14 protein-coding genes are annotated in these 18677 nt (G+C 27.1%); all 14 read left to right on the top strand.

The window, feature by feature from the left end; all coding sequences use genetic code 11:
- Positions 1–195 precede the first annotated feature (195 nt).
- The gene (locus VJI95_RS03380) at positions 196–1713 is read left to right on the top strand and encodes a 3D domain-containing protein (RefSeq protein ID WP_324010254.1); all 1518 of its coding nucleotides are present in this window, start codon (positions 196–198) and stop codon (positions 1711–1713) included.
- A gap of 244 nt (positions 1714–1957) precedes the next feature.
- On the top strand, positions 1958–2848 hold the full coding sequence (locus VJI95_RS03375; RefSeq protein ID WP_324010253.1) for a hypothetical protein: 891 nt from the start codon (positions 1958–1960) through the stop codon (positions 2846–2848).
- 211 nt (positions 2849–3059) lie between these two features.
- On the top strand, positions 3060–3356 hold the full coding sequence (locus VJI95_RS03370) for a WXG100 family type VII secretion target (RefSeq protein WP_324000167.1): 297 nt from the start codon (positions 3060–3062) through the stop codon (positions 3354–3356).
- Positions 3357–3434: 78 nt separating this feature from the next.
- Positions 3435–6611 carry a type VII secretion protein EsaA gene (esaA, locus tag VJI95_RS03365; RefSeq protein ID WP_324010252.1) on the top strand — a complete coding sequence of 1059 codons (3177 nt, stop codon included), beginning with the start codon at positions 3435–3437 and terminating at the stop codon, positions 6609–6611.
- Positions 6604–7092, top strand: a complete 489-nt coding sequence (gene essA / locus VJI95_RS03360; RefSeq protein ID WP_324000165.1) for a type VII secretion protein EssA — start codon at positions 6604–6606, stop codon at positions 7090–7092. Before esaA ends, essA begins: the two co-directional genes overlap by 8 nt.
- The gene (locus VJI95_RS03355) at positions 7076–7318 is read left to right on the top strand and encodes a type VII secretion protein (protein ID WP_248110033.1); all 243 of its coding nucleotides are present in this window, start codon (positions 7076–7078) and stop codon (positions 7316–7318) included. The genes essA and VJI95_RS03355 overlap by 17 nt, the downstream gene beginning before the upstream one ends.
- Positions 7319–7331: 13 nt before the next feature.
- Complete coding sequence (essB, locus tag VJI95_RS03350; protein ID WP_029949306.1) at positions 7332–8519, top strand: type VII secretion protein EssB; 1188 nt, start codon at positions 7332–7334, stop codon at positions 8517–8519.
- A gap of 11 nt (positions 8520–8530) precedes the next feature.
- Entirely contained in the window at positions 8531–12919 is a 4389-nt protein-coding gene (gene essC, locus VJI95_RS03345) for a type VII secretion protein EssC (RefSeq protein ID WP_324010251.1), read from the top strand.
- Positions 12920–12996: 77 nt separating this feature from the next.
- The gene (locus VJI95_RS03340; RefSeq protein ID WP_324010250.1) at positions 12997–13317 is read left to right on the top strand and encodes a DUF4176 domain-containing protein; all 321 of its coding nucleotides are present in this window, start codon (positions 12997–12999) and stop codon (positions 13315–13317) included.
- An 11-nt stretch (positions 13318–13328) separates the two neighbouring features.
- Positions 13329–13763, top strand: a complete 435-nt coding sequence (locus VJI95_RS03335) for a YwqH-like family protein (protein WP_324010249.1) — start codon at positions 13329–13331, stop codon at positions 13761–13763.
- Positions 13763–14050: a TIGR04197 family type VII secretion effector gene (locus VJI95_RS03330; RefSeq protein WP_324000157.1), complete on the top strand. Its 288-nt coding sequence runs from the start codon at positions 13763–13765 to the stop codon at positions 14048–14050. The genes VJI95_RS03335 and VJI95_RS03330 overlap by 1 nt, the downstream gene beginning before the upstream one ends.
- Positions 14051–14062: 12 nt before the next feature.
- Entirely contained in the window at positions 14063–15847 is a 1785-nt protein-coding gene (locus VJI95_RS03325; protein ID WP_324010248.1) for a T7SS effector LXG polymorphic toxin, read from the top strand.
- Complete coding sequence (locus VJI95_RS03320; RefSeq protein WP_324010247.1) at positions 15848–16408, top strand: SMI1/KNR4 family protein; 561 nt, start codon at positions 15848–15850, stop codon at positions 16406–16408.
- 221 nt (positions 16409–16629) lie between these two features.
- A complete protein-coding gene (locus VJI95_RS03315) occupies positions 16630–18675 on the top strand; it encodes a T7SS effector LXG polymorphic toxin (protein WP_324010547.1) in 2046 nt (681 codons plus the stop codon).
- Positions 18676–18677 lie beyond the last annotated feature (2 nt).

The following is an 18677-nucleotide window of genomic DNA, read 5'->3' as shown; positions in this document are numbered from 1 at the left end:
AAACTAGGGAACTAAAATCCGTAAAAGATTACAAAAATGTTACAAACACTTATTTTGGATTAAAAATATTGTTAAATTTGTAGAATTTTAAAAAAAGTTTTTTGAAAATTTGCAATTTTGTTGACGGCTTTAGAGAAAATCATTATAATGCTATTGTCAGCGTATAGCTGATTAATTTAATTAAGGAGTGATTATTTGAAAAGAGCAATATTTAGAAGTGTTTTAGCATGTTTGTGTGTTTATGCTACATTTTCTGGATTTTCATCTAAATCACTTGCAGACGAAAAGGTAAAAGGATTTGTAATCTCATCAGAGTCCGAAACCAAAACTATTGAAAAAGTAAATAACAGAATTATAGATAACACTAATGGTAGTGCATCTAAAATTTCTTATGTAGTTAATATAAATGATAAAATTAGCTTCAGTTTGGCAGGTTTACTTTCATTAAATAAGGGCGGAGTTGTTATTCCAGTTAAGGATAACAATATTGATGACGTTTCGAAAGCTATTTTGAAAAATAGCGAGCAAGTGTATGTCGTTGGAGATAAAAGTTCAATTTCAGATGATATTTTAAGTGATTTAGACATCAAATTTGAAAGAATTGGTTCTGACAATCCTTCAGAAACGAATTATCATGTAAATAAGTTTTTAGATAATCGTGATCTTTTGGTTGTTGATTCAAGAAATGATTCTGATATTTTAGGGGCTATTCATTATGCACGAATTTATAATATGAATTTGTACATTTATGATTCAACTAAAGAAATTGATGAAAATCTAGTTTCAGAAGTTAAAAATGAAAGAAAAATTTACTTCTACGATGGAGTGAATTCTATTTCAGAAGACTTAAAAGCTAAAATATATAGTTTATCTAAAAAAGATAAAAAAGAAATAAAGAGTTATTCATTGGATGGAAAAGATTTATTAAAAACATTCAAAGATAGATTTTCATTAAGAAAAAATGATAATGTTGTTTTATCAGAAAATAAAAATTTAACAGATATGTTAAGTTCATATATTTTAGCTGATAAGAGTGGATATAATTATTTGTTAATGGATTCAAATTCTATGAACTTAGATGTTGAAAAACTTGTTAAAGAATCTGATGCAAAAAACTTACATTATGTATCAACTGATGAATTGGGAAAATATGTAAATTTCAGATCGTTGTTGTCATCAATAAATAAAGAAGAAGTTACAGGATTTGAAGTTAATGAAACTAAAGGAGAAATCACAGTATCAGATTCAAACACTGACAAAAAAGGTGAAAATGCAGTTTCAGAAAAAGTTACAGTAAAATCTAATGAAAAAATAGTTGATGGAAAAGTTGTTCCGAAAGAAGAAAAAAAGGTAGATAAAAAAACTACTACTGAAAGTTCAAATACTGAATCATCTAGCAATAAAAGTAGTGATGGAAGTTTTGATTATAGTAAAGTTTTAACGATGAATGCTACAGCGTATACTAATGATCCATCAGAAAATGGTGGTTATGGCACAACTAGATTGGGAACTCCTCTTAGATATGGAGTAGTCGCAGTTGACCCTAAAGTAATTCCTTTGGGAACAAAATTATATATTGAGGGATATGGTTATGCTGTTGCAGAAGATACAGGTGGAGCTATAAAGGGAAATAGAATTGACCTTTGCTTTACAAGTAGATCTCAAGCTGCAAGATTCGGAAGAAGAAATGTAAAAGTTTATATTTTAAAATAATGATTAAAAAGGAGAGTTAAACTTAATTCTTCTTTTTTTTATGAATTTTTTATAATTAGTGATATAATAATGAAAATGTTATATAAAAATTTTTTTATTAAAATACGATTGAATTTACATAATGTAAAATTATTTTAACAGTATTATAAATATTTTATAGTCAAATAAAAGGTATTAACAATGCAATTGAATATGCGAATAAGAACAATATATTATTAAAAATAATAGTTGGAGGAAATTAAAAATGATAGTAAAAGCATTTGTATCAGTTTATTTAGGGGATAATATACTAATTATACCAAATATAAGTGATGAAACCGGTTTAAGAAGAAGTCAATATCAGGATAAGATTTATTCATATACAATGTCTAATACAGAATTTGGAAAAGAAATATTATCTAAACTTGAATATTCAGAAAATTCAAAATGTAAAAATTCTAAAAAACATTTTTGGACAATAACAGGAATTAAATCTTATTCTACATTTGGTAAAAAATATAAATTAATACATATTTTTGAGTATGATGATAAAATCGAGATAGAAGTTTGGTATTTTAATGGAAAATTTTATGAGTCAAGTAAAATTCCAGAAGAAACCGTAGAGTTATTGTTACCAATCAATCCGGGAGTGTTGGGAGAAACTGTACGTAATTTAGCATTAAATTCTAAGGATATAGATTTTGAAAATAATTTTAAGAATGGTGGATTTGAAACAGCAGATGAATCAAAAGTCAGTTACAAACTTCTGCCGGATGAATATATAGATATAGAAGATGGACATACAGACGCTTATCAAATATATATTAATGAAGACTATGAAAATAACTATATAGGATTTATGATAGATACTGCATATGAAAGTTTTTCAAGTGAAGATATAAATAAAACATGGACAAGATGGCATGGTGATTTAAAATCTTTTAAGTATAAAGAGACTGATAGCAAAGAATACTATGTAGAAATTTCTGGAAAAAATAAAAAGATAGAAAAACATTCATACTTATATAAAGATGGAGAAGAAGTACTAGAGCTTACATTTGAAATTGATTTAGTAAATACTCCATTAGATTTGCAAGAAAAAATAAAGAAAGATTTTAAAAAATTTGTTAAGTCAGTTAAAGTAGTTAATAAATAACAATAGTAATGAAGTTTTTACATTTGAAAAATTATGAAGAGAAGGAGTTTAATGATTTCTTCTCTTTTAGTATATAGAACATTTTTAGAATAATAACATAAAAATTTAGTTGAACTTATTGAAAGAATATACTCATCTATAGTATAATATAGTTGAATGATTGAAAAATTGTTCAAAAAAATTTTAAAAAATATGAAAAAGGAGATGTGTTATGGCAGGACAAATTAGAGTATCACCAGAAACTTTGCAAATGCGTGCTCGTGAATATGGAAAGGCTTCAAACGATATCACGACAATTTTAAACAATTTACAACGTTTACAAGATATGCTTCGTAGTGAATGGGAAGGACAGGCATTTCAAGGATTCGATAATCAATTTAATGAACTTAAACCTAAAGTTCAAAATTTTGCAGAATTGATGCAACAAATTAATAACCAACTTGATAAGACTGCTCAAGCGATGCAACAAAATGATCAAGCGTTATCACGAAATTTTGGACTTAAGTAGTTTAAAAAATAAGTGGAGAAGGTTGAGGAGTATTCCTCAACCTCTTTTAACTATAAGGGATGAATAGGGGGAATAGTGGTGGATAAAAAAATATTGGTAAGACTAGGTGGACTTCTGCTTATATTCGTATTAATTATTTCATTTTTTGGTATTATTAAACCTAGTTTTATAGATAATAAGGATTCCAACCAAAATAAAAATACAAATTTATTGAAAATAGCGATAGTTAATGAAGACAATGGTACTAAATATAATGGAGAGACAGTTAATATCGCAAATACATTAATTAAGTCATTTATAAAAAGTTCTGGCTATAATGTTGAAGAAGTTACAAGAAATATTGCAGAAAAAGGACTTGAAAATAACACATACCAATTAATGATTATTTTACCTAGCAAATTTTCAGAAGAAAGTTTGGCATTAGAATCAGTTAATCCAACAAAGGTTAACTTTCAATATAAAATAAAAACAGATAAACCTGTTATTTCTAGACAAGCTGAACAAGCTGTTACAATGCTTAAAAGCAAGTTTAATAAGGATTTAATTCGTGTATATTTTTCAAGTATTATTGGAAATTTACAATCATCACAGGATTATGTATCAGACATTGTTGAAAATAATGGGCTTGTTTTAAACACATATAAGACAAAACTTTTAGATCCTTTAAATTCTTATTCTAAATCTTTTGAAGGTTTAGGTACTAATTCAAATAATCTATTAAGTAATTATTCTTTATTTGACAAATTGTTAAATCAATCTAATGAGTCATTTTCTTCAATTATAAATACAAATAAAACTTATGATGAAGAAATACAAAGAATTAAACTTTTACAAGAAGGTTGGACAAAATCTGTTACTGATCGTGAACATAATTTGAAAGCTTACGATGAGTCATTTTCTAAGTTAAGTGTTTATGAACAGTTAAGTAAATTAAAGAAAGTTAATGAACATATTTCTAATAATTTTATAAATTCAAGTGTATGGAAAGAAACAGTAGAAAGAGCTAACAAATTTAATGAACAATTAAAAGGTTTGGTTCAAAAACTTAAGAGTTTAAATGGCGAGATTGATAATACTTTAGATAAATATGATAAGACAATTGCTAATGCAGTTGAAGAGTCTATAAAAAAGGTAGAAGGTAAATTGCTTGACTCTGGAAAAGTAGATATGACTTTGGGATTATATCTTAAAAATTTAAGAAATAAAATGATATCAAAAATAGATGATACTCTTTATAAGAATACCTACTATACAGATGAAGCAATAAATAAACTAGGACTTCCAGAAGAGGATACTAAGTATTTAAAAAATATTAATTCTTTTATAAAATGGTATGTAAAATCAAATGGGAAAAAAGATCCTATATTTAAAAACAGTACAAATATTGGAAAATATCTGATGGATTTAAGAGATGATGCAATCAATACTTTATCAGAAAACAAAGTATTATCTTTTAGAGATATAAAAGGAAAGATTTCTAAATTGTATATTACTGTTCCTAAAAATTATACTTTAAATGTAAAAAATTATTCAGCTAAAAAAGTAGATGATACAACATATGAGATTTCTGTTCCAAATGATGTAGGTACTTCAGTTGATATCTCATATAACTTAAGTGTAGCAGATAAATCTAAAATTGGATTATTGGAATCAGCATCTTTAAAAGGAGAATTAATAACTCAAGAGAATGTTGAAGTGCTAACTGGCAAAGAAGAATTAACTACTAAGAAAGAAAAGAAAACAATTCAGATTAATCCACAAAAGAATATTGAGGTTGAAGTTGAAACTAAGACTATTAAACCCCAAACTAATTCTAAAATTATAGAAAGAAAATATAATGTGTCAGATGATATATCACCATTTAAATCTTATGATAATAAAGCTTCAATAAATGCTTTTTTTAAGGATATAAAGGGATATTTAGGATTATCTTCTCTTGCAAATGCATTTTATGATATTGATCTTCATAAGGGATTTGTAAAAAATGATGAAAATTCATTACTTAAACAAGCTGATATAAAATCACTTAAGACAATAATCATTTCTTTGATTAAGGAAAGTACAATTAATGCTTTAAAATCGGATTTAAAGATTTCTGATAAAGAAATATCTGAGTTTGAGAAAAAAACTATTAATGGCAAAGAATTAGCAGATAGTATAGAATCTTTAAAAAAAGATACAGAAGATTTAATGACAAATTTAAAGTCAGTATTAGTTGAGACTGAAAAAGTTCATAATTCTCTTTTAAATAAGCCGGCTTTTACTGAAAGTGAAAAGAAAGATAATACCGATTTAGTTAATGTAGCAATGGAGATGAATAAGGATTTATCAACATTAATTACAGCAAGTAGAACTTTAATGGACAATACAAAAGCTAATCAGGCTATTTCTAAAGATATAGAAAATACTGTTGAAAAGTTAAATAAAGATGTAGATAATTTAGAAAAGGAAGGTAAATCTCTATCTACTAAAGTGTCTGAGCTTGGTGAAGTTATGAGCAAAGAATATAGCTCCAACGAAGAATTTTTAAAATCTTTTGCATCGGTTTTGAGCAATACAAAAGTAGGTAATAAGAAAAATGAGGCAGTTTATGAATATCTGTCTAATCCAGTAAATGCTTCAAAAATTAAGGATTTAGTGGACGCAAATTTGGATAAGGAAAATATAAGAAAACAAGATAATAGTTTAGGACTTATTATAATCTTAATGAGTTACTTAGTAGGGCTTTCAATTACTTATCTTCTACAACATTCAAATATTGCAATGTTACAAAGACAGTTACAAATTTATAAAAGAATTCAGTTCAGAAATTCAATTGCTCCAATGATGTTTTTGACAATTTTTGCCGGCATAGCAGGAATTATTATTGGAATGATGTCGTCTTATAAATTAGGTATGAATTTTAATGGCTCTTTTATGCTTAGTCTAAGTATTATAGCAATTCTACTTATATTTACTTATGGGACAAATATAATATTATCAAAGCTTAAAAGTTTTGGATTTGTGTTATGTGTTATGATATTGTTATTATATATCCTTTCATCAAATCAATTACTTGAAGATAATATGAATTTTGCTAGAATGATAACAATGTTTTCACCTTTGAACTACAGTGAAAATGCTATAAGTGGATTTATTAGTGGATCAGGTAGAAATACATTAGTTTTATTGGCTTTATGGATAATCGGAATTACCTTAGGTTTCTTAAATATTTTAATATATCGTACTTTAAAGGAGGACAAGGAAATTGTATAAAAAGACTATAAGTCTTATACTAGGGATTTTTTTGTCCTTAGTACTTTCATTTTCAATTGTAAAAGCAAGTGAAGACGGAAAATTAAAAATAGACATGGAAATTCATAAAGAAAAAACATCTAAAGGTATTAACTACTTTGAACAAGATACTGAGTTATCAAAACTATTTTTAGTAGATACAAATGACAATGTTAATAAAGAGAAAGGAAAATTTAAAGCTGGGGAGAATGTGGATAAAAATGAATTATTTACTAGTAAAGTTACTCAGGATTCTTTTGTTCAATCAACTAGATTGCTATTATTTAATTCTAAATTAAATATAAAACCGGCAGTAAATTATCAAATGTCAATTCATGAAAATAAAAACTATATCTCTTGGCAAGCGGTAGTTGTATTGAGTATAGGAGTTATAATTATGATTTTCTCTGTTTATCAAGTTTTTTCAAAAAAGAAAGGAAATTCTAATGGAAAGATATATTAATATAAGCCTAGATTTAAAACCGATTATAAGTAAACAGCTTGATTTTAGAATACCTTCATCGATGAAATTAAAAGAAATATTACAAATAATTTCAGATTCATATCAGCTGGAAATCAGTTTTGATAATCCAAGTATGAGAATAGTTCAAACAGGGAAAATATTGTTAAGTACAAGCACCTTTGAAAGCTTAAAAGATGGAATGTTAATAAAATTAGAAACAATATAGGAAGAGTGTTAAGATGGCAATAGAAAATAAAAAAATGATATTATTAGAAGATATAAAAGGAAATCGAGAAATAGCTTATGCTTTACTTGAAGCTTCTCATCCTCTATTTTCAAACTATAAAATTACAATTGTTGATGAAAGTCTATTATTGGAAAATGAGATAGAGCTTGGGGACTATGATTGGGACAAATTTAAAGATTTGACTACTGAAGAAAAATTACGTAATTTAATTAGTATTGGATTATTGTATGATGAATTAAAAAATTCTAAATATACTTATGAATTGACTCCAGATAATTTAATATTTACAATTAATGGTTCCGTAAAAATACTAAATAGAGGGATAAAAGGTCAAATTATACCTTATGAAAATATTAGCAATGAAGATTTTTTAAATTCTTATAAATGTATGATTATTTCACTTTTGGATTTAAAAACTTACTATGAAGCTTTGAAAAATGGCAAACTACAATTTTATAAAGGAAATCTATTTTGTGAAAATATAAGACAAGCTGAAACTATAGATGAAGTCTTGAAATTGTTAAAAGAGAGATATTTAAATGAAAAGCAAGAAAATCAAGAAGAGTATTACAGAGTAAATAAAAAATCTTTTAAAAAATGGAAAATATCTTCTATAGTTTTTATTTTAACTACTGTTAGTTTAATTATAGCATTGTTATATTTATCATTTTTTTCTTTGCGAATACAAAATAACATTTCATCAATGAGATTATCATTTATTCAAAAAGATTATTCAAATGTAATAAGTTTGTCAAAAAACCAGAATAGTAAATCTTTATCTCAAGAAGATAAATATATTGTTGCTTATTCTGTAATTATGACAGAACCTTTAAGTGATAAACAAAAAAATGAACTAAGTAATATTTCCATGAAGTCAAATGAAGAATATTTACGTTATTGGGTGCTTATTGGACAAGCTAATATAGATGAAGCAATAAATGTTGCAAGTTTCTTAGATGATCCACAGTTGATTATGTATGGAATTACCAAAAAAATTGATGAAATTAAAAGCAATCCAAAATTAAGTGCGGAAGAACGAACAGAAAAAATAAATGGATATAAAACTAAACTTGAAGAATTAAAAAAGAAATATTTGGTTCCTTCATCTGACGAAAATAAAAATAATAAGAAATCTGATGGAAATAAAAATAATGAGGAACCTAAAGATGCTAAAAATTAAGGAGGATAATAATGGTAATATATTTAATATATAAAGATAATTCTTATCCTCTTTACAGTGAATCTCAATATAGGTTAGGTCAAAATGAATTTTGTGATATTATTCTTCCCTTAGATGAAGAGATTATATTGCGAGTAGATGAGAATAAGGTGTATTTGTTGGATGAAGAATATACTAATGGGCTATATAATATAGATTTATCAAATAACATTCTTGTTAGACTACTCATTTTTAAGGAAAATAGATTGTTATTTAAGCCAAAAGATATTCTTTATATATCTGGAAGTAAAGATGCCACAATTCAACTTGAAGGAATTGAAGAGGATATATTATTCAATTTTAAAGATGAAAATTTCATAGAAATTATAAGTGAAAATTCGTTTTTTTTAAATGGACATAGAGCGAATGATATAAAAAAATTTATCGAAAATGATATTATTTTATTTGAGAAAGGATTTGTAATTTCGATAGGTAGAGATTTCATTGATATAGCTTCTAATTTTGAAATCCAAACAAATTTATTACCTTATTTTGAAAATGTAGAAGAAGATAGAGGAAGGGACTTTCATAGGTCTCCACGTATAATTTTAAGAGAACCTGAGTCTAAAGTTACAATTGCTCAGGCACCCGTTGATGATGAATCTTCAAGACAATCGCTTATAAAATTAATTATAACTCCTTTAGCAATGGTTATATTTACAGTAATTATATACTTAATATCAAAAAGCAATGTTATGATTTTTATGATGATGGGAATGTCTTTAATTACAATTGGAACATCAGTACATTCTTACTTTTCTGATAAAAAAACTTTTTCTGTAAAGAAAGAGGAAAAGTTAAAGGCTTATTTAGAGTATTTGGACACTAAGTATAAAGAATTATCAGCATGTAAAGATGAGCAAATACAAGCTCTTACTTACCATTATCCAAATACTGATAAAATTATTGATATGGCTAAAAAAATTGATAGAAGAATTTATGAAAAAATACCAAATGATTTTGATTTTTTAACTTATAGACTTGGAACAGGAGAGGTAAAAGCCAGTTTTCAGATTAATTATACAGAAGCTGAACTTACTAAATATAATAAAGAAGCTGGAGATAAAGTAAAAGAACTACTTAATTATTACCAAACAATAGACGATGTACCTATTCATAATGTGATTGAAGCTCCTATTGGATATATAGGAAATAGAAAAGTGGTCATTGAACAGTTACAACAGCTTATGATACAAATATCAGCTTTTCATAGCTATCATGATATAGAATTTATTCCTATCTTTAGGGAAGATGAATTTGAAGATTGGAATTGGAGTAGATGGTTACCTCATACAAAACTAAAAGCATTTAACTGTAGAAGTTTTATCTATAATCAAAAAACTAGAGATCAGATTTTAACTTCACTTTATCAGATTATTAAAGATAGAAAACATGATTACGAAAAGGACAATGGAAAAGAAAAAAGCTATTTTCCTAAATATATATTCTTAATTACAGATTTGAGTTTTTTATTAGATCATAATATAATGGAATATATAAATGAAGATTTATCACATTTAGGGATTTATTATATTTTTGCTGAAGAAGTTATTGAAAGTCTTTCTGAACATGTAAAAACAGTTGTAGATTATAGAGGAGATAAAAAAGCTAAATTAATTTTACAAAATGGTGAATTTATGAATCAAGATTTTTGCCCACTTGCTAAGATTAGTTTATCAGAAAAAGAAAATTTTGCAAGATATATGGCAGGGATAAATCATATACAAACTCTTAGAAATTCAATACCTGATAGTATTACTTTTCTAGAGATGTATGGTGTCAGTCATGTTGAAGAATTGAACTTACTTGATCGTTGGAGCAAAAATGAAACATATCAGACTATGGAGGTCCCTTTGGGTGTTCGTGGGAGAGATGATATTTTGTACTTAAATATTCACGAAAAAGCTCATGGTCCACATGGTCTTATTGCGGGAACTACAGGTTCAGGAAAATCAGAGTTGGTTCAATCATATATATTATCTCTTGCAGTAAATTATCATCCTTATGAAGTTGCATTCTTGCTTATTGACTATAAAGGTGGAGGTATGGCTAATTTATTTGCTGATTTGCCACATGTGGTCGGAACTATTACAAATTTAGATGGCAATCAAGCAAATAGGGCTTTAATTTCAATAAAAGCAGAGCTTAAAAAACGTCAACGTATTTTCTTAGAAAATAATGTTAATCATATAAATCAATATATGAAACTTTTTAAAGAGAGTAAAGTTACAGAACCTTTACCACATCTTTTAATTATAAGTGATGAATTTGCAGAGTTAAAAGCAAATCAACCTGATTTTATGGATGAATTAGTATCTACTGCTCGTATTGGACGTTCTCTTGGTGTTAAACTTATTTTGGCAACACAAAAGCCAAGTGGAGTAGTAAATGATCAAATATGGTCTAACTCTAAATTTAAAATTGCACTAAAAGTACAAGATGTAGCTGATTCAAGAGAGGTAATAAAAACTCCAGATGCTGCAGAAATTACTCAAACTGGTCGAGCATATCTTCAAGTTGGTAATAATGAGATTTATGAGTTGTTTCAAAGTGCATGGTCCGGAGCAGAATATAATCCTGATGGCGAAAAAAATGCCTATAAAGAAAAGACTATTTACGAAATTACTAACAATGGACAATATTTTCCAATTAATAAGGATTTAAGTGGTTTATCTGCTTCAAAAGAAGTAAAATCTATACCTACTGAATTGGATGCAATTGTAGAAAATGCTCATAAAACTTTTGAATCTTTGAATATTTCAAAAGTTGCAAGTCCTTGGTTACCACCTTTAGCAGATAAGGTTTATGCGAAAGATTTACAATCAATAGACTTTAAAGACTATTGGGAAAAACAAGATGATGATATGGATATACTTGTAGGTTATCAAGATTTACCTGAAAATCAAGAACAGTCACCACTTTATTTTAATATAGATAAGACAGGACATATTTTATTGGTTGGTAGTCCGGGATTTGGTAAGTCAACATTTTTAAGGACATTTGCAGTTGATATAATGCGTAAAAAAACACCTGCAGAAGCACATTTTTACCTTTATGATTTTGGGGCGAATGGGTTAGTTTCTTTATCAGATTTTCCACATGTAGCTGATTATTTTATTTTGGATGAAAATGAAAAAATATTAAAATCTCTTAGAAGATTAAATAAAATGGTAAAAGAAAGAAAAAAAGCATTATCAAGCATAAAGGCTACAAACTTAAAACAATATAATGAACTTTCTAAGGATAAATTTCCTTCAGTATTTTTATTTATTGATGGTTTTGACGGAGTTACAGATTCACCTTTTGGAGATAGACTTTATGATGTTTTAAATGTTATTGCACGTGATGGAGCATCAATTGGAATTTATCTTGTTGTAACCTTATCTAGATTAAATGCTATGAGATTACAGTTACAGACTAATTTTAAAACTAAAATCTCACTCTTCTTATTTGATAATAGTGATTTGTCAGGAGTAGTTGGACGAAGTAATATTTTCTTAGATGAAATTAAAGGTCGAGCAATTACAAAATTTGATAGTATTATTTCTTTTCAAGTAGTATTACCTTATGAAAGTGAAGAGTATAGTGATTATATTAAGTCCATTAATGAAGAAGTTAAAGAAATGAAATCTGTATATACAGGAACTCTACCAGAAAAGATACCTATGCTACCGGATGTAGTTACGACTGAGTATTTATCATCAGACTTTTCAACTGATAATTTTGTATTTGGGTTGGAAAAAGAATTTGTTAAACCAGCATTTTTCAGCTTTAATAAAGCAATTTTAATGGCAGCTGAGGGAAGTGTTTTTATAAATAATTACTATAAAATATTAGACTATAATTTGAAACATTTAGAAAATCAATATAATATGGTAATTTTAGACTTTAATAAAAAAGTTCCTGAAAATCTATTTAAAGGAGCTAATAGATTTGCCGATGTTTCTGAAATATCTGATGTAATTAAAACAATTATTAAAGATTTAAAAGATCGTATAAATCAAAAAGAAGTTGATTACAAAAAATGGTTAATTTTAATTCCAGAAATTTCACCACTTGTAATGTCATCGGGTATTAATGAAAATGACTTTAAATTATTGGTAACAGAAGGATATAAATATGGAGTAACACCAATTTTTGTTGGAGAATATCTAGATCTTGTAAATAATACCTTTGATACTTATGTAAGTATAATAAGAAAATTTGTTAATCAAGTTTTTCTTGGTATTCGTATAAGTGACCAAGTTCATACCAGATATCCATTTATAAATAATGAACCTGCTTTAAAACCAAATCAAGGTTATATTTTATATCCGGATAAGTATGAATTAATTCAATTAACGGAAATTTATGACGATTAATATTCATCAATTTAATATAAATTAATTGTTGAATGTTAAATTTGTTCATATAAATAAAAAACATTAGGAGGGATTTTATGTCTAAAGTAAAATTATTGCCAATTGGAAGTATTGTAATTTTAAAAGGGAGTACAAAAAAAATGATGCTCATTGCACGTATGATTGCAGTTCCTGTTGAAGGAGTTGTTTATCGCTTTGATTACGGAGCTTGTCTTTATCCAGAAGGATTAGTAGGAGATAATTTGATTTATTTTAATGACGAAGATGTTTTAAAAGTAATTCATGAAGGATTTAGTGATGAAGATAATGAAATTATGTTGGAGAATATTTCTAATGTAATAGAAAATACTGATTTACCAAAAGGAAAAGTATCAGAATTAATTAAAAATCAAGAATAGAGGAAAATTTTATGAAAAGTGTAGAAGCACAAATATATGATTTACAATCTAGGATAGATACTTATAACAATACTTTGAATTCAGCTTGTTCAGCAGTTCAGACTCTAGAAGATAAAATTGAGAGATTAAAAGAAACGAAAAAAACTGTAATAGTAATTCAAAGAAATATTAATGATATTAATCGTTCACTGTATGGTAAAAATAATCAACCTAATTGGGAAGGAAACGAAAAGAAAAAATTTGATAAAGATTTTTCTGGTTTTCTTAAAGATTATTATAAATTCCAAAACGAATTAAATCAATATCATGACTCGATTTGCGACGAAATTACTCGATTAGAGAATAGTATGAATGAACAAAATGGAATTATAGGTTGGTGTAAAAGAGGCATTAACAGTATTGGAAATGAATTAAATAAATTATTTCATACTAAGGGGGGTTATTAATGTACAGTGTTATACAATTGCATAATACATTATTTCTTAATCATATTTCAGCTTTAAAAAGTATTAATTCAGAATTTTCTAATGCTAAAACTAAGTTTTATAATTATAAATCTAATTCTGTTGTATTGGATTCGTATAAAGAACATTTTTCAGAACTTTCTGCTCTTATTAATTCCTATTCTTCTTTTTTAGAAAAAGATATTGAGTTGATAAGAAAATCCGGAGAAGAAATCTTTAATTTAGATTCTGATATTGGAAATAAGTTTAATCAAATTACAGGTGAATAGGAGGTTATTGAAGTGGAATATAAAATTCATTTTGAAGATATAACCAATGTTCAAAGAGAACTCTCCAATTCCATAGCAATTTGGAATAATTCAATAAATAATCTTTTAAAAGCAATTAAAAATTTTTCTGATGACTCTTCTCTTAAGGGAGAGACAATGGATAGCATTAAAGTATATCTATATGAAGTTCATGGAACTTTGTTAGTTTCGATGCAAAATTTAATTCGGGATTATGCTTATTCTTACTTGTTATATAAAGATGGGTACTATAATATAGATAGTGATTCCAAAGCAAAGCTCTCTGAACAAACTTTTGTAAACTTAAGGAATGAATTGTCTTATTCTAGAAGTAATTTTGCAAATCAGATAGATTTACTAGTAGCAACAAAAAATAAAGTTTCTGACTTAATAAGTTACAGTGGAAATAGCCATGATACTACAATCAATAACTATAATTTTTTAACTAGTAGCTTAGATATCCTTAATAGCAGAATAGTTTCATATGAGAAATTGCATCAATCACAAGATTTAAAGCTTTTTAAGGAGTTATTGGTATCTACAAGAAATTTCATGGAAAACTATAGCAATAAAGCTCGTGATATAAGCACCTACCAATCAGGAGACTTAGCTAAAATAGACTTTGCAAAAGAATTAGCTATTGCTTTAGATAATTCTAATAGATATCTTTCCAATAGGAAAAATATAATAGAAGAGGCAGACAAAAGAGATAAAGTTAGATGGGAACAAATTTTTGCAAAAGAGAGAAGAAATAAAGGTATAAAAAACTTAATTGTTGGAGGACTTACACTTTTAGTTGGAACAGCAGCAATAGTAGCAACGGGAGGATCAGCAATACCATTAGTAGTTCTTGCTGGGAAAATATGTGGAACAGGAACAGTAGCATATTCAGTATCTAATATGACAGAAGCTGGTCAAGATGTAATCTTAGGCTCTTTAGGAGATAACAAAACTGGAGCTATTAATCCTATAAGAGATACGGTATTTTTAGGAAATGATAAATTGTACCATGGATTAGGACAGATTTTTACAACCGGTTCATCAATACTTATACCAATAGGAAAAACAAATAGTATTGTTAAAGGAAGTATTCAATTTTTAGCAGGAAGTGCAGGAGCATGGGTAGGAGGAAAGGTTGGCTATTATGGACTGAAACAACTTGGATTTTCAGAAGAAAATGCAAGAATTGGACAGTTTCTAGTTTCCATGTTAGGAGCATATTACGGTTCCAAATATGCTGGTAAATTTACCTTGAATAGTAAAGCTATTGAAAAACCAATAGAGGTAAAAGATTATAATAACTGGGAACAAATGAAATTAGATAATCCTGGGAGTGTTACAGAGTTTGTAAAGAATAACAAACCATTAGGCTCTCCAATACCAAAAAATTGGTTTAAAAAGGGTGGAAGTATAAGAATTGAAACTTATAAAAATGGTGACCAAGTATGGATATATACTAACGCTGATGGGATAAGCGTTCCATATGTTCCTAAAATAATAGATGGAGAACTACAAAAAGTAATAGAATTTCCTGAAGAATTTATGTTTGAAGGAAATAAAAAATTAGCTACAGTGAATATTGGAAAATTTACAAAAAGTAGATATTTAGATAGAAAATTGGTTATTGAAGAACTTAAAAAAAGAGGAATTAAAGATATTGATGGTTATGAAATTCATCATACTGCTGATGATGGAGTATTTCAACTTATTAAGAAACAAATTCATGATACATTTTCTCATTATGGAGGACGTTATTATCGTAAAAAAGGAGGCAATTAAATGTTAATATCAAAAAATAAAGTGATTCAAAATGCTTCAAAAATATTAGAAGAAGATTTAAAGATTAAACTACCGGAGGATTATTCTAATTTCTTAGATAAATATAATGGTGGAGTAACATATAATTCGGAAGTGAAAATTGGAAGAAATTGGGAAGATGTTTGCGGATTTAATGGAGTAGGAGAAGTGAATGAAAACTATAGTTTTGAATCAATGAAATCAATGGGTGTCCTAGAAAACTACTTAAAAAGAGGATTTCTGCCGATTGCTAATAATATATTTGGAGATTATTATTGTATATTATTAAAAACAGAAGATTATGGCTCTATATATTTATTGTATCATGATTTATTAGGAAAAAAGAAAAAGATATTTTCTAGTTTTACAGAATTTATAAACAATATAAAGAGTGAGGAAATTGGACATATAGATACAATGGAAGAAAGAGAAAAAATAGCTATAGAAAATGGTTATGGAGATGAAGTTGAATTATTACGTCCAGTTTGGAAAAAAGAAATAGAAAAATTTAGTAAGATTGTTCAAGAAGAGGTAATTTTATAGATTATACTAATTTTTGTAATGACTATTAAAAAACAATAAAAAAGTTGTACTTAATTAGAGAAGAAATTTAATGATTTCTTCTCTTTTTGTATTATTCTTAGATTAATGATATAATAACTTCAAAATAAAAAAGTATTGAAATATTATTCAATTAAATGTAGATATTATAATTTTAAATGAAAAAATTAATTTAAGCATTGATTAAAAAATTATATATTGAAGTGGAATATAAAATTCATTTTGAAGATATAGCCAATGTTCAAAGAGAACTCTCCAATTCCATAGCAATTTGGAATAATTCAATAAATAATCTTATGGAAGCTATTAAAAATTTTTCTGATGATTCCTCTCTTAAGGGAGAGACAATGGATAGCATTAAAGTATATCTATGTGAAGTTCATGGAACTTTGTTAGTTTCGATGCAAAATTTAATTCAGGATTATGCTTATTCTTACTTGTTATATAAAGATGGGTACTATAATATAGATAGTGATTCCAAAGCAAAGCTCTCTGAACAAACTTTTGTAAACTTAAGGAATGAATTGTCTTATTCTAGAAGTAATTTTGCAAATCAGATAGATTTACTAATTTCTAGCAAAAATAAAGTTTCTGACTTAATAAGTTACAGTGGAAATAGCCATGATACTATGATTTCTAACTATAATTTTTTAATTAGTGGGTTAGACACTCTTAATAGCAGAATAATTGCTTATGAGAAATTGCATCAATCACAAGATTTAAAACTTTTCAAGGAGTTATTGGTATCTACAAAAAATTTCATGGAAAATTACAGTAGTAAAGCTCGTGATGTAAGTACTTACCAGTCAGGAGACTTAGCTAAAATAGACTTTGCGAAAGAATTGGCTGTTGCTTTTGATAATTCTAATAGATATCTTTCCAATAGGAAAAATATAATAGAAGAGGCAGACAAAAGAGACAAAGTTAGATGGAAACAAATTTTCGCAAAAGAGAGAAGAAATAAAGGTATAAAAAACTTAATTGTTGGAGGACTTACACTTTTAGTTGGAACAGCAGCAATAGTAGCAACGGGAGGATCAGCAATACCATTAGTAGTTCTTGCTGGGAAAATATGTGGAACAGGAACAGTAGCATATTCAGTATCTAATATGACAGAAGCTGCTCAGGATGTAATTTATGGCTCTTTAGGAGATAACAAAACTGGAGCTATTAATCCTATAAGAGATACTGTATTTTTAGGAAATGATAAATTGTACCATATAACTGGACAAATTTTTACAAAAGGTTCATCAATACTTATACCAATAGGAAAAACAAATAGTATTGTTAAAGGAGGTTTTCAATTTTTAGCAGGAAGTGCCGGAGCATGGGTAGGAGGAAAAGTTGGCTATTATGGACTAAAACAACTTGGATTTTCAGAAGAAAATGCAAGGATTGGACAGGTTTTATTTTCTATATATGCAGGATACAAAGCTTCACAAATTGCTGGTAGGTTTACTTTGAATAGTAAAGCTATTGAAAAACCAATAGAAGTAAAAGAAAACATTACTGATAATCCGAATGTAGCGAAAGGGAATATTCCTGAAAAGCCGGTAGAATTGAGTGATAACATTGTAGAAAAACCTATAGAAGTAAAAGACTTTAATAGCTGGGAAAAATTAAAATTAGATAATCCTGGAAAAGTTACAAAGTTTATATCTGATAATAAGCCAAAAAATGCCCCAATACCCAAAAATTGGTTTGAAAAGGGAGGAAGCTTAAAAATTGAAAAATTTAAAGATGGATCTCAGATATGGAAATATACTGATGCTAGTGGCAAGATTAAAGTGTATAAAAGTTTGACGGTAGACAATTCATTTTTAAAACTTAATACAATTGTAGAGAAAGTAAAATTAAGAGCAAGAATATGGCTAGAAGATAAATTTAAAAGAGGAAAAGAAATTGATGGTTTAAGAGGCAATAACTTAGGGTCTAATTACCCAGTTGTTGATAAATACGATGATGGAGTAGTAACTAGTATAAAAAGTAGGAATTTATCAGATAAGTCTTATCAAAATGGGAAAATATTAGAATATACTATTAAAAGTGATATCAATAAGTTAAAAGATTTTGAAATGGTAGATTGGGCAGGAAAAGAATATGCATCTTTACCTATAAAAATTAGAAATTTAGAGATTGTAGTCCCAAATATATCTCTAAATGAACATCAGATTAATGCAATAAACAAAATGGTTGAATATGGAAAAATTAACGGAGTTAATTTAATAATAGTTGTTGGAGGAAAATAAAA

This window comes from Parvimonas sp. C2, assembly GCF_035282405.1.
Classification (GTDB): Bacteria; Bacillota; Clostridia; order Tissierellales; family Peptoniphilaceae; genus Parvimonas.
The sequence above is the reverse complement of the archived record's forward strand: the minus strand, read 5'-3'. Positions and strand labels throughout refer to the sequence as shown.